At 68.5% G+C, this 24005-nt stretch carries 21 protein-coding genes; 7 read left to right on the top strand and 14 right to left on the bottom strand.

Going from position 1 to position 24005, the window contains the following annotated elements; genetic code table 11:
• Window positions 1-13: 13 nt before the first annotated feature.
• The 3 genes from tgt to AC0LPE_RS01415 all read right to left on the bottom strand — a co-directional run bounded on the left by tgt (window position 14) and on the right by AC0LPE_RS01415 (window position 5411).
• Window positions 14-1273, bottom strand: a complete 1260-nt coding sequence (tgt, locus tag AC0LPE_RS01425) for a tRNA guanosine(34) transglycosylase Tgt (RefSeq protein ID WP_490605481.1) — start codon at window positions 1271-1273, stop codon at window positions 14-16.
• Entirely contained in the window at window positions 1270-2508 is a 1239-nt protein-coding gene (locus tag AC0LPE_RS01420; RefSeq protein WP_085469869.1) for an MFS transporter, read from the bottom strand. The genes tgt and AC0LPE_RS01420 overlap by 4 nt, the downstream gene beginning before the upstream one ends.
• 161 nt (window positions 2509-2669) lie before the next feature.
• Window positions 2670-5411, bottom strand: coding sequence for a calcium-translocating P-type ATPase, PMCA-type (locus tag AC0LPE_RS01415; protein ID WP_160876130.1), 2742 nt, complete (start codon window positions 5409-5411; stop codon window positions 2670-2672).
• Window positions 5412-5559: 148 nt separating this feature from the next.
• Here AC0LPE_RS01415 and AC0LPE_RS01410 point away from each other — a divergent pair, with 148 nt between their 5' ends.
• Complete coding sequence (locus tag AC0LPE_RS01410; protein ID WP_026060903.1) at window positions 5560-5979, top strand: pyridoxamine 5'-phosphate oxidase family protein; 420 nt, start codon at window positions 5560-5562, stop codon at window positions 5977-5979.
• Between the two features lie 36 nt (window positions 5980-6015).
• A complete protein-coding gene (locus AC0LPE_RS01405; protein WP_490605480.1) occupies window positions 6016-6882 on the top strand; it encodes a cation diffusion facilitator family transporter in 867 nt (288 codons plus the stop codon).
• A gap of 5 nt (window positions 6883-6887) precedes the next feature.
• Here the strand turns inward: AC0LPE_RS01405 and AC0LPE_RS01400 are convergent, their stop codons facing one another.
• Window positions 6888-7490 carry a LysE/ArgO family amino acid transporter gene (locus AC0LPE_RS01400; protein WP_145691022.1) on the bottom strand — a complete coding sequence of 201 codons (603 nt, stop codon included), beginning with the start codon at window positions 7488-7490 and terminating at the stop codon, window positions 6888-6890.
• 72 nt (window positions 7491-7562) lie between these two features.
• Here AC0LPE_RS01400 and AC0LPE_RS01395 point away from each other — a divergent pair, with 72 nt between their 5' ends.
• Window positions 7563-8444 (top strand): LysR family transcriptional regulator ArgP, encoded by an 882-nt coding sequence (locus AC0LPE_RS01395; RefSeq protein ID WP_160876132.1) that lies wholly within the window; start codon window positions 7563-7565, stop codon window positions 8442-8444.
• A 43-nt stretch (window positions 8445-8487) separates the two neighbouring features.
• On the opposite strand, the gene AC0LPE_RS01390 is transcribed toward AC0LPE_RS01395, so the two are convergent.
• From AC0LPE_RS01390 to AC0LPE_RS01365, 6 genes are all read right to left on the bottom strand, one after another.
• Window positions 8488-9525: a MarR family transcriptional regulator gene (locus AC0LPE_RS01390; protein WP_229566822.1), complete on the bottom strand. Its 1038-nt coding sequence runs from the start codon at window positions 9523-9525 to the stop codon at window positions 8488-8490.
• 116 nt (window positions 9526-9641) lie between these two features.
• Window positions 9642-11531, bottom strand: coding sequence for an ABC transporter ATP-binding protein (locus AC0LPE_RS01385; RefSeq protein ID WP_016690972.1), 1890 nt, complete (start codon window positions 11529-11531; stop codon window positions 9642-9644).
• A complete protein-coding gene (locus AC0LPE_RS01380; protein WP_160876134.1) occupies window positions 11528-13255 on the bottom strand; it encodes an ABC transporter ATP-binding protein in 1728 nt (575 codons plus the stop codon). The genes AC0LPE_RS01385 and AC0LPE_RS01380 overlap by 4 nt, the downstream gene beginning before the upstream one ends.
• Before the next feature lie 93 nt (window positions 13256-13348).
• Window positions 13349-15685 (bottom strand): MMPL family transporter, encoded by a 2337-nt coding sequence (locus AC0LPE_RS01375; protein WP_490605479.1) that lies wholly within the window; start codon window positions 15683-15685, stop codon window positions 13349-13351.
• 67 nt (window positions 15686-15752) lie between these two features.
• Window positions 15753-16346, bottom strand: a complete 594-nt coding sequence (locus tag AC0LPE_RS01370) for a TetR/AcrR family transcriptional regulator (RefSeq protein WP_490605478.1) — start codon at window positions 16344-16346, stop codon at window positions 15753-15755.
• A gap of 96 nt (window positions 16347-16442) precedes the next feature.
• Window positions 16443-16907, bottom strand: a complete 465-nt coding sequence (locus AC0LPE_RS01365) for an RrF2 family transcriptional regulator (protein WP_490605477.1) — start codon at window positions 16905-16907, stop codon at window positions 16443-16445.
• A gap of 196 nt (window positions 16908-17103) precedes the next feature.
• Between AC0LPE_RS01365 and AC0LPE_RS01360 the strand changes: the two genes are divergently transcribed.
• On the top strand, window positions 17104-18051 hold the full coding sequence (locus AC0LPE_RS01360; protein WP_016690967.1) for a sterol desaturase family protein: 948 nt from the start codon (window positions 17104-17106) through the stop codon (window positions 18049-18051).
• Here AC0LPE_RS01360 and AC0LPE_RS01355 read toward each other — a convergent pair.
• Together AC0LPE_RS01355 and AC0LPE_RS01350 are read right to left on the bottom strand one after the other, a co-directional pair.
• Window positions 18032-18718 (bottom strand): YceI family protein, encoded by a 687-nt coding sequence (locus AC0LPE_RS01355; RefSeq protein WP_160876140.1) that lies wholly within the window; start codon window positions 18716-18718, stop codon window positions 18032-18034. The genes AC0LPE_RS01360 and AC0LPE_RS01355 overlap by 20 nt on opposite strands.
• 38 nt (window positions 18719-18756) lie before the next feature.
• Window positions 18757-20298: an MFS transporter gene (locus tag AC0LPE_RS01350; protein WP_160876142.1), complete on the bottom strand. Its 1542-nt coding sequence runs from the start codon at window positions 20296-20298 to the stop codon at window positions 18757-18759.
• A gap of 98 nt (window positions 20299-20396) precedes the next feature.
• Between AC0LPE_RS01350 and AC0LPE_RS01345 the strand changes: the two genes are divergently transcribed.
• A complete protein-coding gene (locus AC0LPE_RS01345; protein ID WP_267499186.1) occupies window positions 20397-20939 on the top strand; it encodes a TetR/AcrR family transcriptional regulator in 543 nt (180 codons plus the stop codon).
• 63 nt (window positions 20940-21002) lie between these two features.
• Here AC0LPE_RS01345 and AC0LPE_RS01340 read toward each other — a convergent pair whose 3' ends face one another.
• Entirely contained in the window at window positions 21003-21497 is a 495-nt protein-coding gene (locus AC0LPE_RS01340) for a metallophosphoesterase family protein (RefSeq protein WP_088899154.1), read from the bottom strand.
• A 77-nt stretch (window positions 21498-21574) separates the two neighbouring features.
• Between AC0LPE_RS01340 and AC0LPE_RS01335 the strand changes: the two genes are divergently transcribed.
• Window positions 21575-22372: an SDR family oxidoreductase gene (locus AC0LPE_RS01335; RefSeq protein WP_490605476.1), complete on the top strand. Its 798-nt coding sequence runs from the start codon at window positions 21575-21577 to the stop codon at window positions 22370-22372.
• Between the two features lie 145 nt (window positions 22373-22517).
• A complete protein-coding gene (locus tag AC0LPE_RS01330; protein WP_490605475.1) occupies window positions 22518-23063 on the top strand; it encodes a hypothetical protein in 546 nt (181 codons plus the stop codon).
• Here the strand turns inward: AC0LPE_RS01330 and AC0LPE_RS01325 are convergent.
• Window positions 23017-23820: an alpha/beta fold hydrolase gene (locus tag AC0LPE_RS01325; RefSeq protein ID WP_301847984.1), complete on the bottom strand. Its 804-nt coding sequence runs from the start codon at window positions 23818-23820 to the stop codon at window positions 23017-23019. The genes AC0LPE_RS01330 and AC0LPE_RS01325 overlap by 47 nt on opposite strands.
• Window positions 23821-24005: the final 185 nt, after the last annotated feature.

Raw genomic sequence — 24005 nt, 5'->3', positions numbered from 1 at the left:
CGAGCCGGACGACTCAGGCCTGGCGCCGGCTCGCGTAGAACCGGCCGAGCGTCTCGGCCTTGAACTCGGCGAGGGTGCCGTTCTCCATGTTCGTCCGGATGTCGTCGACGAGGCGCACCGTGAACCGTTCGTTGTGGATCGTGCACAACGTCGAGGCGAGCATCTCCTTCGCCTTGAACAGGTGGTGGATGTACGCCCGCGTGTAGTTCCGGCAGGTGTAGCAGTCGCAGTTCTCGTCGATCGGCGTGAAGTCGCGCCGGTGACGGCTGGTGTTGATGTTGAACCGGCCGTCCGGGTGGTAGATCGCGGCGTTGCGCGCGACCCGCGACGGATTGACGCAGTCGAAGGTGTCGACGCCGTGCTCGACCGCGACGAAGATGTCGTCGGGTTCACTGATGCCCAGCAGATGCCGCGGCTTGTGCTCGGGCAGCTCCTCGGTGCACCACCGCACGATCGTGCCGAGATTGTGCTTCTCGAGCGCCCCACCGATGCCGTAGCCGTCGAACCCGCGGCCGGTCTCGCCGGCGATGGACTCGAGGCCCCGGCACGCCTGTCGTCGCAGGTCCTCGTACTGCGCGCCCTGCACGACGCCGAACAACGCCTGGTAGGGACGGTGGGCACGTTCGGCGGTGAGCTTCTCGTGCTCGGCGATGCACCGCACCGCCCACGCCTGGGTCCGCTCGAGGGAGCGTTCCTGATAGCCGCGGGTGTTCATGAGGGTCGTGAGCTCGTCGAAGGCGAACATGATGTCGGCGCCGAGCTCGTGCTGGATGCGCATCGACACCTCGGGGGTGAACCGGTGCCGCGACCCGTCGAGGTGCGATTTGAAGGTCACCCCGTCGTCGTCGACGTGGGCGAGCCGTTCCTTGCCCTTGGCGATGACGTCGTCGTTCTGGACGCCGACGGACTCCATGGCGATGACCTTCTTGAACCCGGCCCCGAGCGACATGACCTGGAAGCCGCCGCTGTCGGTGAAGGTCGGGCCGGGCCAGTTCATGAACTTCCCGAGCCCACCGGCCTCGTCGACGATGTCGGAACCGGGCTGCAGGTAGAGGTGGTAGGCGTTGGCGAGCAGTGCCTGCGAGCCGAGCTCGGCCATCGTCTCCGGCAGCACGGCCTTGACCGTCGCCTTCGTGCCCACCGGGACGAAGGCCGGGGTGCGGATGTCTCCGTGCGGGGTGTGGATCGTGCCCGTGCGGCCGAGTCCGTTGTCGAGACGCGCTCCGACCGTGAAGAAGGGATCGGGCGGGGTCGGAATGCTGGAATCGGTCACTTCCGTATCCAATCACGTCGGGAATGTGCGGCCTTCTCACGGCGGCGAACGGAGATCGCGAACACGGCGACACCGGCGAGCGCCAGCAGCACACCGACCGCGGCGGGCGCGGTGTAGCCGAAGCCGGCCGCGATCACGACCCCGCCGATCCACGCACCGAACGCGTTCGCCAGGTTGAACGCGGCGTGGTGCAGCGACGCCGCGAGCGTCTGGGCGTCCTCCGCGACATCCATCAACCGCACCTGCAGGGCCGGGCCCACCGCGGCGCATCCGACACCCAGACCGAAGACCATCACGAAGGCGGTCCACGGGTTGTGGGCCGCGGCGACGAACAGCGCGAGCAGCACCGCGAGCGAAGTGATCGACGCGTAGACGCCGGGGATCACACCGCGATCGGCGACGCGACCACCGATGGCATTGCCGACGACCATGCCCACGCCGAAGAGCATCAGCGCGACCGGCACGAGCGATCTCGACACTCCGGCGACGTCGGTCAGGGTGGTGCTGATGTAGGTGTACACCGCGAACACACCACCGAAGCCGATGACGGCCACGGCGAGCGTGAGCCAGACGGTGCTGCTCTTCAACGCCCCGAGTTCGACCCGCACGCTGGTCGTCGGTATCGACAGTGTCGGCACCCAGGCGGCGAGAGCGACGACGGTGGCCACTCCGATCACCGCGACCAGCACGAACGCCGCGCGCCAGCCCAACGCCATGCCGAGCCACGAGGCGGCGGGCACCCCGACGACGTTCGCCACCGACAGCCCCATCATCACCAGCGACACCGCACGCGCGCGGCGACCGGGTCCGGCGAGATGCGCCGCGACCAGCGCGGCGACCCCGAAGTACGCGCCGTGCGGCAGGCCGGCGACGAACCGGGAGACGACGAGCAGACCGTAGTTCGGGGCCAGCACCGTGGCGGCGTTGCCGAGGGTGAACGCGACCATCAGCGCGACCAGCAGTGTCTTGCGCGGCACGCGGGCGGCGATCGTCGCGATGAGCGGGGCACCGACGACGACACCGGCCGCGTAGGCGGAGACGACGTGGCCCGCGGTGGGTTCGGAGACCCCGATGCTCGTCGCGATCTCGGGGAGCAACCCCATGGCGACGAACTCGGTGGTTCCGATCCCGAACCCGCCGAGGGCGAGCGCCCACATCACGAGCGTGCGCGCGGGATGTCCGGAGTCGGTGTGGGCAGGATCGTCGAGTGGGCGGCCGGAAGCCGTGGTGGTCATCGGTGAGGAAACCTTCGATCTGTCGAGAGTCCCGGAGCCGGAGGTCGTGCGGGCCGGAACGCGGGCGCGCTCGGGGAGCAACGCGGGGCAGCCTCCATTCTGGGGCAGTGCGGCCTCGCACTTCTCCCCGCGGCGACGTGAGTTCCGCCATCTCCCGATCGTCAGGTGAGGAAGGTCGTATCCGCCCGCTCGGCCCTGCGCGCCTCGATCCTCCTGGCGACGAACTTGCCGATCTCGTCCACCCACAGCACGGACGAGCCGACTGCGACCGCGAGCAGCCACTGCTCGGAGGTGAGGGAGGTGGTGTCCATGAATCCCTGCAGGGCGCCGAGTTGCACGACGCAGATCTGCAGGACGACGACGGCGCCGATCGCGATCCAGATGGTGTGGTTGGTGAACGTCTGCGCCGAGAACACCGATCCGAGATCCGAGCGCACGTTGAACAGGTTGAACACCTGGTAGAAGACGAACGTCGTGAACGCGAGGGTGGTGGCGAACAACGGGTCGGATGCGCTGTCGGGGAACAGTTCCGGTCCGAAGTGCAGGACTGCGATCGTGCCCACCGTCATCACGATGCCGAGGCCGAGGATGCGCTGGACCCGGGAGCGTTCGAGCAGGGCCTCGTTCGCGGGCCGCGGTCGTCGCCTCATCGCGTCGGGGGCGGTCGGGTCGACACCGAGTGCGAGCGCCGGCGGTCCGTCCATGATGATGTTCACCCACAGGATCTGCAGTGCGCTGAAGGGCGCGCCACCCGCGAGTCCGAGCACACCGGCCGTCAGGAAGATGAGGACGAAGCCCCACGCCGTGGTGAGCTGGAACTTCACGAATTTGACGATGTTGTCGTAGATTCCGCGTCCCTCGGCCACGGCGGCGACGATGGTCGCGAAGTTGTCGTCGGTGAGGATCATGTCCGCGGCGCCCTTGGAGACGTCGGTTCCCGTGATCCCCATGGCCACACCGATGTCGGATTGTTCGAGCGCGGGAGCGTCGTTGACGCCGTCGCCCGTCATCGCGACGATCTGCCCGTCGGCCTGCAGCGCTTCGACGAACCTGATCTTGTGTTCGGGCGCCACGCGGGCGAGGACGCCGAATTTCTTTGCCCTCCGGCGCAGTTCGTCGTCGGTGAGTTTGTCGAGATCCGAACCGGAGGCAGCCGACCCGCGGATTCCGAGTTCCTCGGCGATCGCGGAAGCCGTCACCAGATGGTCGCCGGTGATCATGTGCACCGAGATGCCCGCCTCGTGGGCGACGGCGATCGCATCCTCGGCTTCGGTCCGCGGCGGGTCGACGATGCCGACGATCGCGTGGATCGTCAGGTCGGCCACCTTCTCCTGCAGCGCATCGGTGTCGCCGCGGGGAACGGCATCGAGGTCGCGACCGGCGATCATGAGGGTTCGCAGACCTTCCGACGCGAGCGCCTCCACGGCCCGGTGGATCCTCGCGCGACCGTCGTCGTCGAGCGGAATCGGGCCGTCGGGACCGGCGATCGAGGTGGCACGATCGAGGAGCACACCCGGCGCGCCCTTCACGAAACAGCGGTATCCGCCGTTCGGCAGGGTGTGGAAGGTGGCCATGTACTTGTAGTCCGAGTCGAACGGCACCTCCGAGATGCGGTTCAGCGCGGCCCGCGCACCCTCGACGTCGATGCCGCCCTTCTCGGCGAGCACCACGAGGGCACCCTCGGTGGGATCGCCGACCAGCACTCCGTTGCGCACGGTCGCGTCGTTGCACAGTCCCATCCCGAGCAGTGCGTCCGTGAAGTCCGGTGCGGGCAGACCGTCACCGACGAGGATCTTGCCGTCGGTTCCGTACCCGGTGCCGGTGACGCGGAAGGCACGACCCGCGACGAGCAGTCGCTGCACCGTCATCTCGTTGAGGGTGAGGGTGCCGGTCTTGTCGGTGCAGATGTGGGTGGTGCTGCCGAGCGTCTCGACCGCGGCGAGGCGTTTGACGATCGCACCGCGGGCCGCGAGACGTGAGGCTCCCATCGCGAGGGTGAAGGCGACGACGGCCGTGAGCCCTTCGGGGATCGTCGCGACCGCCAGCGACACCGCGGTGACGAGGAGATCCGACCAGGTCTGTCCCCGCAGCAGACCGAGGACGAACACCAGCGCCACTGTCACGATCGCGACGATCGTCAGGGTCTGGGCGAGCTGGCCGATGCGCCGTTGCAGCGGCGTCTGTTCGCCACCGGCCGATCCGAGAAGGGTTGCGATGGCACCCATTTCGGTACGCATGCCCGTGCCGGTGACGATCATCGCGGCACGTCCGCGTGTGACCTCGGTGTTCATGAACAGCATGTCGGTGCGGTCGCCGAGCGGCGCGTCGGGATCGTCGACGACGTCGGCCTGTTTGTCGACGGGCTGGGATTCACCGGTGAGGGCGGCCTCCGCGACCTGCAGCCGGACGGCGGTGACGAGTCGGCCGTCGGCCGGGACGGTGTCGCCGGCCTCGAGGAGCACCACGTCTCCGGGGACGAGTTCGGCGCGGGGCACCTCCGTCCCCCTGCCGTCGCGCAGCACCCGGCTGGTCGACACCGACATCTTCTTCAACGCGGCGAGGCTGCTCTCGGCCCGGGATTCCTGCACGTAGTTCAGCACGGTGTTGAGCGCGATCACCGCGAAGATGACGACGGGGGTCTCCCACTCGCGGGAGACGGTGGCGCTGACCACCGCCGCCACGACCAGAACGAGGGTCATCCTGTCGGCCAGCAGCGAGAGCACGCGCCGCCAGGTCGGTACCTTCTTCGCCTCGTCGAGCAGGTTCGGGCCGTACTCGCCACGCCGTCGTTCGACCTCGTCCGCACTCAACCCTCGTTGCGGATCGACCTCGAACGCCTCGGCGACGTCGGTCGCGGCGCGGGTGTGCCAACTCGAGGTGGTCGCGGGAGCTTGTGCGGACATCGGCACTCCTCGTTCGGGCTGCTCTCGGCGGATCGGGCGAACACGGTCCTGACGGCCGGTTTCACCGTAACCGGCGGAGCGTTCCACTGCGCCGGAAGCCGGTTCGTGATGTGCTGGATACGGCAGCGGAACCGGAGGAGTGAACGCGATGAGCGACAACCCGAACACCGACGATCCTGTCGTCCCACTCGACGAGGACCAGTGCTGGGACCTGCTCGCGACGGGCAAGGTGGGCCGCCTCGTCACCGTCGTCGGCGGGCGACCGGAGATCTATCCCGTCAACTACGTCACCGACGATCGCACGGTGTACTTCCGCAGCGGTGAGGGCAGCAAGCTCTCCGAACTGGCGGTGCACCCGCAGGTGGCCTTCGAGGTGGACGAGATCCGCGAGGACTCCGCGTGGAGCGTCGTGCTGCACGGGCACGCCCGGATCCTGCGGAGCTTCGACGACGCGGCGCGGATCGACGCCCTCGGACTGTCGCCGTGGGTTCCCACCCCGAAATACGACTACGTCGCGCTGACGGCCACCGACCTCACCGGGATGCAGCTCACGCTCGTCAAGCGGTGAACGGTGGCGCCCTCTGCGCAGCAGCACCGCCTGTTGATGCGGTTTATGCTGCTGTCGGTGGCGACCGCGCTCGCGACGATGCTGCTGAAGGCATCGGCGGCGTGGATCACCGGATCGGTGGGTCTGTTGTCGGACGCGCTCGAATCCGGGGTCAACCTCGTCGCGGCGCTCGTCGGTCTCGCGGCGCTACGTCTCGCCGCGAAGCCGGCCGATGCGAACCACGATTTCGGGCACGGGAAGGCCGAGTACCTCTCCGCCGCGGTCGAGGGCACCATGGTCTTCGCCGCCGCGACGGTGATCCTGTGGACCTCGGTCGAGCGCCTGATCTCCCCGCAGCCGGTGACCGAGGTCGGACTCGGTCTCGTCCTGTCGGCCGGATCGTCGGCGCTCAATCTCGTGGTCGGTCTGCTGCTCATCCGGCAAGGCCGCGCACATCGGTCGATCACGCTGGTCGCCGACGGGAAACACCTGCTGACGGACGTGTGGACGTCGGCGGGCGTGCTCGTCGGCGTCGCGCTGGTCGCGCTGTCCGGGTGGGACGTGCTCGACCCGATCGTGGCGATCCTCGTCGCCCTGAACATCCTGCGGATCGGCTTCGGGCTCGTGCGGCAGGCGGTCGTCGGCATGCTCGACGCGGTTCTTCCCCCGGAGGACGTGACGGCGGTGAACGCCGTCCTCGACCGCTATCGGGAACCGGGGGTGGTGACGATCCTGCCGCCGCGCACCCGCGAGTCGGGACGGCAGCGCTTCGTCTACCTCGTCGTGCGGGTGCCGGGTGACTGGACGGTGCGCGCCGGCCACGACCTGCTCGACCGCATCGAGGCCGATCTCGGCGAGGCACTACCCGACGTCGTGGTGTTCAGCCATCTCGAACCCGACCGCGCCCCCACGGGACGCAGGTGAGGTGATCAGGCCGAGGCGACGAGTCCGGCACCGAGGCCGAGCATCAGGACCGCGACGCCGCCGTCGAGGATGCGCCACGAGGACGGCTTGGCGAACCAGGCACGCAGATAACGGGCGCCGTACCCGAGGGCGGCGAACCACACGACGCTCGCGGTGATCGCCCCGGCACCGAACCACCACCGGCCGGGGTTGCCGTAATGGTTGGCCACCGAACCGAGCATGAGCACGGTGTCGAGATAGGTGTGCGGGTTGAGCCAGGTCAGCGCCAGGCAGGTCAGCAGGGCCGCGCCGATGGTGACGGCACCACCCGGGGCGGCGGACAGTGCCGACGGCTTCAGCGCGCGGCGTGCCGCGAAGAGTCCGTAGCAGATGAGGAAAGCGGCACCCGCCCAACGGATCACGTCGATCGCGCCGGGAGCGTGGTCGAGGATCGTCGCGATCCCGGCGATGCCCGCGGTGATGAGCACGGCGTCGGAGATCACGCAGATCGCGATCACAGGCAGCACGAATCGTCGCGCGATGGCCATGCGCAGGACGAAGGCGTTCTGCGCACCGATGGCGACGATGAGGGACAGACCTGTGACGAATCCGGCGACGACGAGTGACATGGCATCGACGCTAGGAATCCTGTCGAGATAAGAACAGTTGGTTTTGCTGTACCTGCATTAGAGTTTCTTGATGTGGATCTCGACTTCGCTCAACTTCGCACTTTTGCAACGGTATTGGACGAGGGCACTTTCGAGGGTGCGGCGGCTGTTCTTCGCGTCACACCGTCCGCGGTGAGCCAACGCATCAAGTCGCTCGAACAACACGTCGGTCAGGTGCTGTTGCGACGGACCCGGCCCGTCAGCGCGACCGCGGCCGGCGAGGTGGTGATGCGGCTCGCCCGGCAGGTCGCGCGGCTGGAACAGGACGCCTCCGAGGAACTCGGGCTCGGCGCCGACACCGGGAGCTACGCCACGATCCCGCTCGTCGTCAACGCCGATTCGATGTCCACCTGGTTGCTGCGCGCCCTGGCCCGGATGCCCGTGCGGTATCGGGCACTGTTCGAACTGCACCGCGAGGACGAGTTCCACTCCACGGATCTGTTGCGCGACGGCACCGCCATGGCGGCGGTCACCTCCGTCCCCGAACCCGTGCAGGGTTGCACGTCCGAGAAGCTCGGCGCCATGCGCTATCACGCGATGGCGAGCGTGGACTTCGCCGAACGCTGGTTCCCCGAGGGTATGACCCCCACCGAACTGCGGGAAGCCCCGATGCTCACCTTCGACCGCAAGGACGACATGCAGGATCGCTTCGTCCGCAAGCGGACCCGGCGGCGGCTGAATCCGCCGCGCAACTACGTTCCGGGCGCCCTCGAATTCGTCGAGGCCGCGCGGCTGGGGTTGGGCTGGGCCATGCTCCCCGATGCGATGGTCGCCGACACCACCGATCTCGTGAGCCTGGCCCCGGACGACCCGATCGCCGTGCCGCTGTACTGGCAGCGGTGGCGGCTGGACTCCCCCGTACTCGACGCGCTGACCGATGCGGTCCGTCGCACCGCGCGCGAAGTGCTGCACTGAAATCCGGGACGATTCGATCACACCGGTGCCCGGACGCCCGTTCTCACCGCGCCTGCATCGCGCCGATCGGATCGACGTACATCACCCGCGACGCCGCACCGAGCGCCGCCGCCGACCGCAGATCGTCGTCGGGTTCCGAGAAACGCAGCGGCACATCGTTGTACGACGACCGCTGCCGGTAACCGTCGGACACGTCCTCACGCTCCCGTCCGTGCCGGGCGAACGCCTCACCACCGACGGTCACCACGTCGGGATTGACGACGTCCCGCACCGACGCGACCGCACGGCCGAGGAGCACCGCCCGGTTCGGCGACGGGTCGGTGCCATCGGCGCTCCCCGGTTCGAGTACAGCACAGAACGATTCGATGTCGTCTGCCGAGGACCGTGCGAGGCCGTCCACGAGCCACGCCATCGAGATCGATTCCTCCGCACACAGATACAGCCAGCTCTCGGGTCGTCGCCGGAAGGCACTCTCGAACCGGCGGTATTCGACCTCCGCGACCGCCTCCACGTACGGAACGACCGTGTACGGCGTGGGCACGATCGCCCGGAACAACACGTCCACGGGCGCTTCGCACCAGCCCAGCCGCGGGTGGTCGAGCGCCCCTCGGCGCTCGTCGTACAGACCACCCACCGCGAGGCCGGCCCACAGCGGCTGCCTGCCGTGCAGCTGTGACTCGTGCACCCGCAGCGCCGCACCGATCGCGGCGAAGACATCGAACGCCGACGCCGGTGTCGCGAAGGTCGTCCGGTGCAACTCCCGTCCGAGCAGGTCGCCGGAGACCAGCCGGGTCTCCCGCTCCCCCAGATGGATACCGGTGAGGAAGCCCCGTTCGGTGTCCACCTCCACCGGCACGTGCGGCCGTCCCACCCGCCCCCGCGGAGCGAGATCGGGACGGTCGCGCAGCAACCCGTGATCGAGCAACGACGTCACCGCCCGGTTGACCGTCGACGCCGACAGGCCCGTGAAGTCGGCGAGCATCGTGCGCGTCGCCGGTCCCCCACGTCGTAGGTGCTGCATGATCCACCCCGCCGGTGTGGTCTCGTCGACCCGGAAGACCCCCGGTCGCGCAGAACGCACGAGATCGAGAGTCGACCGTACCGCCGTTGTCCGCACCCCCGTCATGGCCAGAAGTGTCCCGCCCCGCCCGCGAGGACGGAATGGTTTGTATCAGGCCGCGCCGAAGTCTCCCGTGTTCACTCCACGAGTGCCTTGAACTGCGCGTCGTACAACCTCGCGTACGCACCGGCCGCCTCGAGCAGCCCCTCGTGCGTGCCCTGTTCGACGATCCGTCCGTCCTCCATCACCACGATGCGGTCGGCGTTGCGGATGGTCGACAGACGGTGGGCGATGACGAAGCTGGTGCGGTCGTCGCGCAACCGCGCGGTGGCCTGCTGGACGAGCAGTTCGGTGCGGGTGTCGACCGAGCTCGTCGCCTCGTCGAGGATGAGGATCGACGGCTTGGACACGAACGCCCGCGCGATCGTGATGAGCTGACGCTCGCCGGCGCTGAGGTTGCCGTCGTTCTCCTCGTCGATGATCGTGTCGTAGCCGTCGGGCAGGGCCCGCACGAAACGGTCGACGTAACTCATCCTGGCCGCGGACATGATCTGGTTCTCGGTCGCGTACGGGTTGCCGTAGGCGATGTTCTCGCGAATGGTGCCGCCGAACAGCCAGGTGTCCTGCAGGACGATGCCGATGCGCGAGCGCAGTTCGTCGCGGGACATCGAACGGATGTCCACGCCGTCGACGAGGATCCGGCCCGCGTCGACCTCGTAGAAGCGCAGGATCAGGTTGATGAGGGTGGTCTTGCCGGCGCCCGTGGGTCCGACGATCGCGATCATCTGGCCCGGTTCGGCCCGCAACGACAGGTTCTCGATGAGCGGCCGGTCGGGGGTGTACGAGAAGGCGACGTTCTCGAACTCGACGAGTCCGTGCCGGCTCCACGGCATCGTCGGCGCCGCGACCTCCGGTTCCTCCTCCGGTTCGTCGAGCACCGCGAACACCCGCTCGGCCGACGCCGACGCCGACTGCAGGAGGTTGACCATCGCGCCGATCTGCGCGAGCGGCTGCACGAGCTGACGCGAGTACTGGATCATCGCCTGGATCTCGCCGAGCGTCGCGGTTCCCGACGCGATCCGCAGACCACCGAGCACCGCGATGACGACGTAGCCGACGTTGCCGAGGAAGGTCACGAACGGCATCACCAGGCCGGACACGAACTGCGCGCGATAGGAGGCCTGGTACAGCGACTCGTTGGTGTCGGTGAAGCGTCGCTGCACCTCCGCGGTGCGGCCGTAGGCGGTGATGAGCTCGTGCCCGGTGAAGGCCTCCTCGATCTGCCCGTTGAGCTTGCCGGTCGTCTCCCACTGCGCGAGGAAGTGCTTGCGCGAGCGACGCGCGATCACTGCCGTCGCCACGACCGACGCCGGGACGGTCAGAATCGCGACGAGCGCGAGCATCGGCGAGATGAACAGCATCATCACCACGAGACCGAGCAGCGTCAGCACCGCGAGGACGAGCTGGGAGATGGACTCCTGCATGCCCGCGGCGACGTTGTCGATGTCGTTGGTGACGCGGCTGAGCAGGTCGCCGCGCGAATGCGTGTCGAAGTACCGCAGCGGCAACCGGTGGATCTTGCGTTCGATCCGCGACCGCATGTCGCGCACGACGCGCTGCACGATCTCGTTGAGGCCGTAGGCGGCGACCCAGATCAGACCGGACGAGAGCAGGTACAGCGCCAGGACGATGACGAGGATCCGGCCGAGGGCCGAGAAGTCGATGCCGAGTCCGGGCACCACGTCCATCCCCGAGACCATGTCGGCGAACTGGTCGCGGCCCTCGGCGCGCAGACCGGCGACGGCTTCGTCCTTGGTCTGTCCGGCGGGGAGCTGCATGCCCACCACCCCGTCGAAGATGACGTCGGTGCCGCGGCCGAGCACGAAGGGCGCCACCGACATGCTCACGACACCGAGGAAGGCGGACAGCAGCACCGAGTAGACGGCGTAACGGTGCGGGTGGAGCAGGCCGAGCACCCGGCGGATGGTGCGCAGACGCGACGGTGCCGCCGCTTCCGGAGTCGTCATACCGTGGCCATCCTCTGCGACTCGACGATCTCCGAGTACGTCCGGCACCGGCCGAGCAGACCGAGATGCGTCCCGGAATCGACCATGACGCCGTTGTCGAGGACGACGATGCGGTCGGCGTCCTGCACGGTGGAGACCCGCTGCGCGACGATGAGCACGCACGCGTCGCGCGTCTCGGGTTCGAGCGCCGCGCGCAGGCGGGAGTCGGTCGCCGGGTCGAGTGCGGAGAAGGCGTCGTCGAACAGGTAGATGGCGGGCCGGCGGACGAGGGCGCGGGCGATCGCGAGTCGCTGCCGCTGTCCGCCGGAGACCGTGGTGCCGCCCTGGGAGAGGACCGTGTTCAGTCCGTCCTCGGTCTTGTGGACGAAGTCGGCGGCCTGCGCGACCTCGAGGGCGTGCCACAGTTCGTCGTCGGTGGCGTCGGCGCGTCCGTACCGGAGGTTGTCGGCGATGGTGCCGGAGAACAGGTAGGCCTTCTGCGGCACGACGGCGATGCGCGAGCGCAACACGTCGGTGTCGAGTGCCCGGACGTCGACACCCGCGACGAGCACCTGCCCGGCGGTGACGTCGATCAGCCGCGGCACGAGCCGCATCAGGGTGCTCTTGCCCGAGCCGGTGCCGCCGATGATCGCGGTGGTGGAACCGGGGTCGGCGCGGAACGACACCCCGCTGAGCACGGGAGCGTCGGCACCGGGATACGAGAAACCGGCATTGCGGAGTTCGAGGGTGACGCGGGTCGGGAGTTCGCGGACCGGTTCGGCGGGGGAGGACACCGTCGGTTCGGTGTCGAGCACGTCGAGGATGCGCTCGGCGCAGACCGCGGCGCGCGGAGCCATGATCGCGACGAACGACGTCATGAGCACGGCCATGAGGATCTGGGCGATGTAGGTGATCATGGCGGTAATGGAGCCGACCTGCATCGCACCGGAGTCGATGCGGTGGGCGCCCACCCACAGGACGCCGACGGTGCTCACGTTCGAGATCAGCAGCACCGCCGGGTACAGCACGGAGTTCACGCGGCCGACGCGCAGGGCGGTGGCGGTGAGGTCGTCGTTGGCGCCGTCGAAGCGGGCCTTCTCGGTCTCGTCGCGCACGAATGCCCTGATCACGCGGATGCCGGTGATCTGCTCGCGCAGCACCCGGTTCACCGAGTCGATGCGCTTCTGCATGACCCGGAAGCCGGGCAGCATGAGCGCGATGAGCGTGACCATGGTGAAGATCAGCACCGGGACGGCGACGACCAGCACGAGCGAGGTGCCGGGGTCCTGGCGGATCGCCATGATGACGCCACCGATCCCCATGATCGGGGAGGTCACGACGATGGTGCAGGTCATCAGCACCAGCATCTGGACCTGTTGCACGTCGTTGGTGTTGCGGGTGATCAGCGACGGGGCACCGAACGTCCCGAACTCGCGTGCCGAGAACCGCCCCACATTCCGGACGAGCGCGAGCCGCACGTCGCGGCCGAAGCCCATCGCGGCACGCGCCGCGAAGTAGACGGCACCGGTCGCGGCACCGACCTCGACGGCGCTGATGACGAGCATCAGCAGACCGGTCCGGACGATGTAGTCGATGTCCCCGGTCGCCACGCCGTTGTCGATGATGTCGGCGTTGAGACTCGGGAGCAGCAACATGCCCCCGGTCGCGACCAGCTGCAGGAGTACGACCCCCGCGAGGGCACCCCGATAGGGCGCCATGAAGCGGCGCAACAGCCGTAGCAACATGGGCATTACGCTACCTGCGACTCCCTGCAGCAATCTTCACGAACCACCCGGACGGCCACGTACCGTGTCGGGTACGTGGCCGGGCGGGGTTCGTCACACTCGTGCGGATTCCGGTGCGGGCTCGGTGGCGCCGAGCTCGCGGGTGAGCTTCTCGCCCTCGACGTCGACGTTCGGAAGGATCCGGTCGAGCCACTTCGGCAGCCACCACGCCTTGTCGCCGAGCAGCGCCATCACCGACGGGATGATGACCATGCGGACGATGAAGGCGTCGAAGAAGACCGCCGCCGCGAGTGCGAAACCGATCGACTTGATCAGCGAGTCCGGTTCGGCGATGAACGCCGCGAACACCGAGATCATGATGATCGCCGCTGCGCTCACCACGCGGGCGCCGTGCGCGAAGCCGCTGCGGACGGCCTCGAGTGCGCTCGCGCCGTGGACGTAGTCCTCACGCATACGCGTCACCAGGAACACCTGGTAGTCCATCGCGAGACCGAAGACGACGCCGATGAGGATGATCGGCATGAAGCTCACGATGGGCTGCGGGTTGGCGATCAGGCCGCCCCAGCCCTCCTGGAAGACCGCGACGGTGGCACCGAAGGTCGCCAGGACGCTGAGCAGGAAGCCGAGGGTCGCGGTGAGCGGGACCAGGATCGAGCGGAACACCAGCATCAGCAGGATGAAGGCGAGGCCGACGACGACCGCGAGGTACGGAGCCAGTGCGCTCTGGAGGCTGTCGGAGATGTCGCCCTCGAGCGCGGTCTGGCCGGTCACGCCGTAGGACAGGCCGAACTCCTCGTTCAATTCGGTCTCGCCGTCGCGGATGCTCTGGACGAGGTCCATCGTCGCGGGATCGGTCGGGCCGCTGCGCGGGGTGACGAGGATCTGGGCGGTGTCGCCCGCCTCGTTCACCGCGACGATCTGGGCGTTGACGACCTCGTCGTTCTCGTAGAGCTTGCCGACGACGGCACCGAACGCGACCGGGGCCTCCACGTCGGCGTCCTGGGTGTCGACGACGACGACCAGCGGGCCGTTGCGTCCGGGACCGAATCCCTCGTCGACCAGGTCGTAAGCCTTACGGGCGCTGGTGGCGGGATCCGCGGTGGCCTCCGAGGGCAGCGCCAGCTGCAGGCCGGTGGCAGGCAGGGCGAGAGCGCCGAGGACGACCACGCCGCCGACGAGCGGGATCAGCGGGCGGCGCGTGAGGACGCCCACGAACTTGGCACCCGCGCCGGGGTTGTCCTCTCCGTGCTCGCGCTTGTTCAGGAACGGGATCCGGCCGGCGAAGGCCTTCTCACCGAACAGTCCGAGCACGGCGGGCAGCAGCGACACGGCGATGAGCACGGCCATGAGCACCGTGAACGCGGCGGCGTAACCCATGACCGACAGGAACGGGATGCCGACGACGCTCAGCGCCATGAGGGCGATGATGACCGTCAGGCCGGCGAAGACGACCGCGGAACCGGCGGTGCCCACGGCGCGGCCGGCGGCCTCGGTGCGATCCGCGGTGACGGTGAGTTCGTGCCGGAAGCGCGAGACGATGAACAGCGAGTAGTCGATCGCCACGGCCAGGCCGATCATGACCGCGAGCGTCGGGGTCATCGAGCTGAGGTCGGCGAAGCCGGAGGCGATGGTGATGCCGAGGCTGCCGATGCCGACGCCGACGAGTGCGGTGATCAGCGGAAGTCCGGCGGCGACGAGCGAGCCGAAGGTCAGGGTGAGCACGATCGCGGCGATGCCGATGCCGATGAGTTCGGCGGTGCCACCGGGCATGCCCATCTCGGCGGCGGCCGTACCGCTGACCTCGACGGTCAGGCCGGCGTCACGGCCGATCTCGGCGGCGTCGAAGATCTGGTCGCGCAGGGCCTGGTCGACGTCGGTGATCTCGCCCTCGAACGGGACGGTGACGAAGCCGACGGTGCGGTCGGCGCTCAGCGGCGACAGGGCCTGGGCGTCGGACAGCGCAGTCTCTTCGGGAGTGCCCTGCTGCGCGGCGACGGCCTTCATCTGCTCGACGAGACCGGCGTCGGCGAGGACCGGGTTCACCAGCGCGCCGGCCTGTTCCTCCGGCGAGGCGGTGGCGGGATCGACCTTGGCGGGCGGTGAGACGCGGTCGATGCCACGGACTGCGGCGAGGACCTCGTCGACGGCGGCCAGGTTCTCCGGGTCGTCGAGCGTCTGCCCGTCGGGCGCGGCGAAGACGTACCGCGCGCTGAGCCCGTTCATCGGATCCTCGGTCGAGGGGAACCGCTCGGCCATGAGGTCCTGGGTCTTCTGCGCGGGGGTGCCCGGAAGCGTGAACGCGTCAGTGGTGGGCCCGGACAGAGTCGCTGCACCGACCCCGAAGAGCACGAGCAGCGCGATCCAGAAGGACAGCACTGCGCCCTTCCGTCTGTGGGCGAACTTGCCCAGCCGGTACAGGTAGGTCGCCACGGGGCACCCTTTCTTTGTCGGAAGATCCTGGTGGGGTCGGATGGTCGGAACGGGCAGAGGTCCGGGGTCAGGAGAATCCGCGTCGGAGCTGGTCGAACGCCTCGCGGATCAGCTCTTCGACCGACCTGTCCGTCGTCCCGGTCGCGTGTGTCTCCATGGCCGCGCGCACGGCGCCCATGGCGGCGTAGTTCAGCAGCGAGGGATACAGATCGGCGTCGGGGTCGGTGCCGGTGCGTTCGGCGATGATCTCGACGAGCAACAGCGACGAGCGCCGCTCGACCTCGATCTGCCGGGACAGCAGCACATTGCTCTCCTCGAGCAGGGTGATGCACGCGACGATCTCGTCGAACGGCCAGGCAGGGTTCTGCACGACGTCCAGGGCCACCGTGAGCAGTGAGTCCATGATGTCCTCGTCGGCGGGACGATCGCGCAGCAGGTCGATCCACTCCTCGACCCGGGTCTCGAGATAGGCGAGGACGGCGTCTTCCTTACTGGCGAAGTAGTTGTGGAAGGTGCGGGTCGAGACGTCCGCGCGCGCTGCGATCGCATCGGCCGTCACGGCGGACAGACCGTGTTCGCGGGCCAGTTCGGCCGCGGCGGTCGCGAGAGCCGCGCGAGTGGCTGCCTTCTTGCGGTCGCGCAGGCCGAGAGTGATGGTCACTTCATCCAAGGTACCGATTTTGCAGAGCTCTGTAAGTTTGCAGAGTTGCGCAAAGTTATGACATCGCCCACAGGCGATCCCGGCCTATCGCGGGCTTCACACCCGGCGACGCTCCCAGGCCCCCGGATCCTTCGTGAGATCCTCCACGAAACCGGGGAGGCCTCCCGTGACGACGTCCGCGAGCGACACCTCTTCGAGCACGGCGCGCAGGTTCACACGCACGGCGATCCACACGTCCTGCAGTCGTTCGGCGGCCCCGCTGTAGACGACGTCCTCGGGCCGCTCCCCGCGCACCGATGCCAGCGGGCCCTCGACCGTGCGGATGATGTCGGCGATGGAGATCTCGGTCGCGGGTCGCGCGAGCCAGTAGCCGCCTTCCGGTCCCCGCCGGCTGTTCACCAACCCGCCACGACGCAGGTCGGCGAGAACCGCCTCGAGGAATTTGTGCGGGATGTTCTGCGCCGTCGCGAGGGTCTCCGCCTTCGTCAGGCGACCGTCCTCGATCGCCGCGAGTTCGAGCAGGGTCCGCACGGCGTAGTCGACCCTCGCGGTGATGTGCATGCCATGCCTCTCGCGCTGCCTGATGTCGTCGACCGGCCCGTCTCGACGGGACGGGTCAATTCCTACCAGCAATACCGGACCACCCGGAATCGTGCGGACGCGAGTCGCGACCCGGGTCGCACGGCAGGGCTCTGGTGATCCATGCCACACCAGCGGTAACGTGGACGGTTGTTCACAGCTATCGGAGGTCGTTGCGATGTGGGAAACCCTGCAGGAATCGTGGGGGTCGCTGCTCGACCCCCTCCACGATCCGGTGACCCTGGCGATTCCCGCCTTCCTCACCTTCCTGATCCTCGAATGGATCGCGGCCCGCACCCTCGAACACGTCGAACCGGGCCCCGACGGACGCGCCCATCCCCCGCGCGGCGGCTACGAAAAGCGGGACGCGCGCGCGAGCATCTCGATGGGTCTGGTCTCCATCGTCACGAGCGCCGCATGGAAGGTACTGGCCCTCGTCGGATACTCGGCCCTGTGGGTCTACGTCGCACCCTGGCACCTGCCCGCCGACGCCTGGTACACGTGGGTGATCCTGCTCGTCGGCATCGATGTCCTCTGGTACTGGTACCACCGGATGGCGCACCGTGTCCGCCTGGTCTGGGCGACCCACCAGGCGCACCACTCGAGCGAGTACTTCAACTACGCGACCGCGCTGCGCCAGAAGTGGAACAACAGCGGCGAGATCATCATGTGGCTGCCACTCCCCCTGATCGGCATCCCGCCGTGGATGGTCTTCGTCGGCTTCTCCGTCAGCCTCGTCTACCAGTTCTTCGTGCACACCGAGCGGGTCGGCAAGCTCCCCCGCCCGATCGAGTTCGTGTTCAACACGCCGTCGCACCATCGGGTGCACCACGGCTCCGATCCCGATTATCTCGACCGCAACTACGCCGGCATCCTCATCATCTGGGACCGGATGTTCGGCACCTTCAAGGCCGAGGACCACCGGCCCACCTACGGGCTCACCAAGCCCGTGGGCACGTACAACATCTGGGACCTGCAGACGCACGAGTACCGGGCGATCGCCCGCGACTGGCGTACGGCCGGCAAGTTCCGCGACAAGCTCGGTTACGCCTTCGGCCCGCCCGGCTGGGTGCCGAAGCAGACCCGCGCGGAGGAGACCGAGAGCGTCAGCTCTGCTCGAGCGTGACGAGGAAGTCGACGCTGCCCGCGCCGTCGACTGTCACGAATCCGAGGTTCGGCGGCTCGACGCCGTAATCCGTCCAGGTGGTGGGGATGCTTCCCGACGCCACGAGGCGCTCACCCGTACGCAGGACGTCGACGTCCACGGTCACGGGCCGTTCGGCGCCGCGCAGGGTGAGCGTGCCGGTCGCGGTGACGGAACCGATGCTGCCGTCGTCGGGCAGGGACGACAGGTCCACCGGCTCGGTGAGGGCGAACGTCGCCGTCGGGTGCGCCGCGGTGTCCATCACCCGGGTGCGGAACTGGTTGTCGCGCTGGCCGCTGTCGGTGGTGATGCCCTCGACCTGCACGACGACCTCGGCGGTCTCGAGGGTGCCGTCGGTGATGGTCGCCGAACCGGAGACCTGATCGGTGCTGCCCACCACGGTGACGTCGGCCCCGCGCAGGATCTCGTGCACGGTGTAGCCGGCGGCGGTGCGGTTGGGTTCGGCACCCTCGACGACGGTCCACTCCCCGTCGAGCTCACCGGTCGCGGCTTCGGCGCCCTCGGTCGAAACGGACGCGGCGGGTGCGTCGTCCTCGGCGATGAACGTCCCGTATACCCATGGGGCAACGAAGAAGCCGAGCAGCGCCACGACCACGACGGCGACGAGCGCCCACACCAGTTTCCGCATCCTGCAAATTTAAACGATGTCGGATTCCGCGTGGGGTGCTACGTCACGGGCGGCGTCGCAGCGTGAACCACGCGATTCGGGCGCAACGTGAACCACGCGATTCCGGCGGAGGCGATCATGAGGACCACGCCGATTCCGGAGGTGATGGTGACGCCGCTGTCGAACGCCGATCCCGCTGCGGCGAGCAGTGCGTCGGCCCGGTCGGCGGGCAGGGTCCCGGCCACGGCGTGGGCGCCGCCGAGTGTCTCGCGGGCGGCCTGCGCCTGTTCTGCGTCCAGCCCGGCGGGAAGCAACAGGTGTGCGCTGTAGGACGCGGACAGCACCGACCCGAGGATCGCCGTACCGAGCACGGCACCCATCTCGTAGGCCGTCTCCGACACCGCCGACGCGGCACCGGCCTTCGCGGGCGGGACGCTGGAGACGATGAGGTCGTTCGACAACGTCTCCGCCGCACCGATACCCGCGCCGAGGACCGCGAACGCCACGATGATCGGTGCGAATGCCGACGGTGAGGCCAGCAGGAACACCAGCGCGTAGCCGGTCGCCGAGAGCAGGAGCGCGCAGACGATGATCGACGACGGCTGCACCCACCGTACGAGCGCGACCACCGACATCCCGGCCACGACCATCACCGCCAGTCCCGGGACCAGGCTCAGTCCGGCTTCCATCGGGCTCTGCCCGAGCACCAGTTGCAGGTGCTGGGACACGAAGAACAGGAAGCCCACGAGGGAGACGACGGACAGCAGGTTCACCGCGACGGCACCGGAGAAGGTGGGCACGCGGAACAGACGGACGTCGAGCATCGGATTCGGGCGACGCAGCTGCCGGCGCACGAAGGCGACGAGCGCGACCACGCCGACCACGGCCGGGACGATGACGACGGCACCGACGCCGCTGTCGGCGATCTTCTTGATCGCGAAGACGATCGGGGCGAGGGCCAGCATCGACAGAGCGATGCTCACGACATCGATGCGGCCCGGATTGGGGTCCTTCGACTCGGGGACGAAGATCGGCGCGAGCACGAGCAACGGAATCAGCACGGGCACCGCCAACAGGAAGACCGAACCCCACCAGGCGTGTTCGAGGAGGAATCCGCCCACGATCGGCCCCAGCGCGGCACCCGCCGCGAAGCACGACGCCCAGATCGCGATGGCGAGGCGCCGCTGGGCGGCGTCGAGGAAGATGTTGCGCAGCAACGACAGTGTCGACGGCATGAGCATGGCGCCGAAGAAGCCGAGCACGCCGCGCGCCGTCACGAGCAGTTCCGCGGAGGGTGCATAGGCCGCGGCCACCGAGACGGCGGCGAAGCCGGTCGCGCCGACGAGCAGCAGCCGGCGTCGCCCGATGCGGTCGCCGAGACTGCCCATCGCCACCAGCAGGCCCGCGAGCACCAGCGGATAGATGTCGATGATCCACAGCTGTTGCGCGGCGGTGGGCTGCAGCGCGGACGAGATCCCGGGCAGTGCGAAGGCCAGGACGGTGTTGTCCACCGACACGAGCAGCACGGGGAGCATGAGCACCGCGAGGGCGACCCAGTCCCGAGCAGCCGCCTTCACCGCGGTGGGTTCCGAAACAGGCACAGATGTCGCCACGGATATCGAACTTTCGCGAGAGAGGAAACGAACCCCCGTTACTGTACCAGCTGGACGGTACAGTAACGAGGTCGTACGATCGGGCCGTGCCACCCGCCCCAGCCGCCCGCGCCAAACTCCTCGACGCCTTCGTGACGATCCTGCTCGAACAGGGCGAGCGCGCCGCGACCCTCGAGGCCGTCGCCGCAACCGCCGGCGTCTCGAAAGGTGGTCTGCTCTACCACTTCCCGTCGAAGGACGCTCTGGTCGAAGGTCTCGCCGAGCACGTCGAAGCGCTCGGGGCCGAGGACGTCGAACGCATGCGTGCGGCTCCCGAAGGGCCGGCGGCGTATTACATCCGCACGTCGGTCTTCGCCGACACTCCGATCGACCGGGCCATCGTCGCCCTGACCCGCCTGAGCCAGACCGCGAACCCGCGCGCCCAGCAGGCACTGCGTCATATCCACCAGGGCTGGTTCGACGCCCTGGCGGAGGAGGTCACCGATCCCGCGGCAGCGCGCGCGGTCGCGCTCATCGGCGACGGTCTCTACTACGGCGCCGCCATGTCGGGCGAGACAAGCACGACGCCGCCCGAGGACGTCGACGAACTCCTGAAAGTCGTGCGGAAACTGATCGGCCCGAGCGACTGAGTTCGGGGAGGTTGCGTGCGTCCGTTCGCGAAAATACGCACACAACCTCCCCTTCGATCGCCCTCACCCGAGCCGATGCAGTTCGACGTCGCGGAGCACGCCGTCGTCGATGGTCGCGGTCATGTAGGTGCAGTACGGCTGCCGACGCCGGTCGGTGGGTGAACCCGGGTTGAGCAGGCGCAACCCGCTCGGTGCCGTCGTGTCCCACGGGATGTGCGAGTGGCCGAAGACGAGGACGTCGGTGTCGGGATAGGCCGCGGCCATCCGCTTGTCGCGCCCGGTCGACGCTCCGGTCTCGTGCACCACCGCGACGCGCACACCGTCGAGGGTCACCCGCGCGACCTCCGGCAACCGTTCCCGCAGGATCGGACCGTCGTTGTTACCCCAGCACGCCACCAACTGCTGCGACCGTTCCTCCAGCGCGTCGAGCAGCGCCACGTCCATCCAGTCGCCCGCGTGGATCACCACGTCTGCGCGGTCCACCTCGTCCCACACCTGCGACGGCAGGTCGCGGGCGCGCGTCGGTACGTGGGTGTCGGCGAGCAGCAACAGACGCATGGTCCCAGTCTGCCGTGGGGTCACAGTCTGCCGTGGGGTCACAGTCTGCCGCGGGCGCTCATGGGTAACCACGAGGCATGACCACTCCAGCTCACGACAGACTCGCCATCGTCACCGGCGCCGACTCCGGCATGGGCAAGGCGACCGCCGAACTGCTCGCCGCCGAGGGGTTCGACGTCGGCATCACCTTCCACACCGACGAGGCCGGGGCCGAGGACACCCGTGCCGCGGTCGAACAGCGCGGACAGCGGTGCTTCGTGACCCGACAGGACCTGACCAGTCCGAACACCGCCGACGTGATCGACGAACTCACCGGAAAGCTCGGCGGTCTCGGGGTCCTCGTCAACAACGCCGGCACCGGACACCGCGACGAGGTGCTCGACCTGTCCTTCGAACGGTGGCGGGAGATGCTCTCCACCGACCTCGACGGCCCGTTCCTGTGCTCCCAACGCGCCGCGCGACACATGATCGACTCCGGGGGCGGCGGCCGCATCGTCAACATCACGAGCGTCCACGAACACATCCCCCGCTACGGGGCCTCGGCCTACTGCACGGCGAAGGCCGGGCTCGGCATGCTCACGCAGTGCCTCGCCCTCGAATGGGCGCGGTACGGCATCACGGTCAACTCGGTCGCTCCCGGTGAGATCTCCACGCCCATGACCGGCATGGACGAATCCGAGGCCTTCCACGAGGAGCGACCGGGCAACCCCACCGGGCGCCCCGGGCACGTCAACGAGGTCGCCTCCGTCGTCGCCTTCCTCGCGTCCCCACGCTCGTCGTACCTGACGGGCCGCTCGATCCCCGTCGACGGCGGCCTCATGCTCATGGCCGCACACGGACACGACATGAACGACGGGAGTTGGCGCGAACTCTGACGACGAGCGGCCACCCATCCGCTAGCGTCCACAGGCGGACCGGTGGCCGACTCGGAGTTGGGGGAACTGGATGCGCACGACACCGCCTGCGGAGCGATTCGGAGCGGGAACGGCGAGGGGTTACCGAGCGACCCATCGTCCCGAGGTGTGGGGAGCGTTGATCGGCGCGGGCGGCGCGTCGGCTTTCATGCTCGTGAACGGTGCCGCTCTGGGATCCCCGTGGGTCTGGATCGTCGCGGCCGGGTGGGTCTGCGCCGTCGTTGTTTTCGCGTGGGCCGTGCTCGTTCGGCCGCGGAGATTCGAGCAGTTGGAGCCGCCCTCGAAGCAGGCGTCGACGATCTATCTCGTGTCGGTCGTGGCAATGATCGTGCTGATCGTCGGTGGGGCACGGCTTCTCGCGTCGTTCGATCGTTCGGAACTGACGGTCGCGTGGGTGGTCTGTGTCGTCGGTGCGCACTTCGTTCCGTTCGCACGGGCCTTCGGCCGCGCGATGTTCCGGGTCATGGGCTGGGGAATGCTGGTGATCGGAATCGTCGGTCTGACAGGAGGTTTCGCAGCCTCGGCCGTTGCAGCGGTCGCCGGTGTCGCGGCGGGGTTGTGGATGTTCGCCGTGATGGTCGCCGACGCCGTCGGCCGACCTCCTGTCAACGAGCGTCGGCCCGACTCCACAATTCCTCGAGCGCCTCGTTGACAGTGTCCGGCTGCTGGACGTGCGGGTAGAAGCCGGGAACCTCGAGCAGTTCTCCCCCGATCCGGTCGGCGACGACCCGCGCCGTGACCGTCAGCGGATCTCCCGCCAGCCGCTTGTACTCGTCGGGTGCGCCCGCCCAGTCACCGACGACGACGAGCTTCGGCCACGGCGCCGCCGCGAGCGACTCGAGGGGGATGTCGGCGTCCCAGCACGGTCTCTCCCGCATCGACGTCGCCGCTGCGCGTAGTCGCTTCGGGGTGGGTTCCGCCGGCGGCATGCCGACGCTCTCCGTGATGAGACGCAGATAGTCCTCCGCAGTGAGCTCGGGCGGGAGCGTCACCTGGGACGCGCGAGCGCGGGCGAGGTTCTCGGCGACCACCGGTTCGCTCTCCGCAACCTTCAGGCACCCGGGCTGGATCAGGCACAGCGACCGCACCAGGTCCGGCCGTTCCACCGCCGCGAGCATCGCTGCGACCGCACCGTACGAATGTCCGACGAGATGGGCGCCGTCACCGAGCAGTTCGACGATGTCGGCGGCGTCCACCTCGTAGTCGGTGCGATGGGCCCCGTCGAGATCCGGCGAGTCGCCGTGCCCGCGGCGGTCCATCAGGATCAGCCGACGTGACGCCCCCAAGGGCCGCTGCCGACCGAATCCGTAGGTCTCGTCGTCTCCCCAGGCCAGCACCCCGTGCACGAGAACGGCCGGCGGGACGTCGGATTCGGCGGGTCCGACGATCGTCGAGCAGACGCGATCCACAGTTCCCCTTCCGATTGCGAGCATGCAGACGCGAACCTATCGGAAGACCTGGGCGGATGCAGGTAGCCCGACCCACACTCCCTCGGGCGCTTCGTCGACTCCGCAGTCCACTCGCAATCAAGTTCGCTATCCGCCACAGCAATTGCCGCGGCGGATAGCAAAAGCCGTAGCGGATGCTTCGGACC

The organism is Rhodococcus sp. S3 (genome assembly GCF_058211795.1).
Note: the sequence above shows the minus strand (reverse complement) of the source record. Positions and strands in the feature narration are given on the sequence as shown.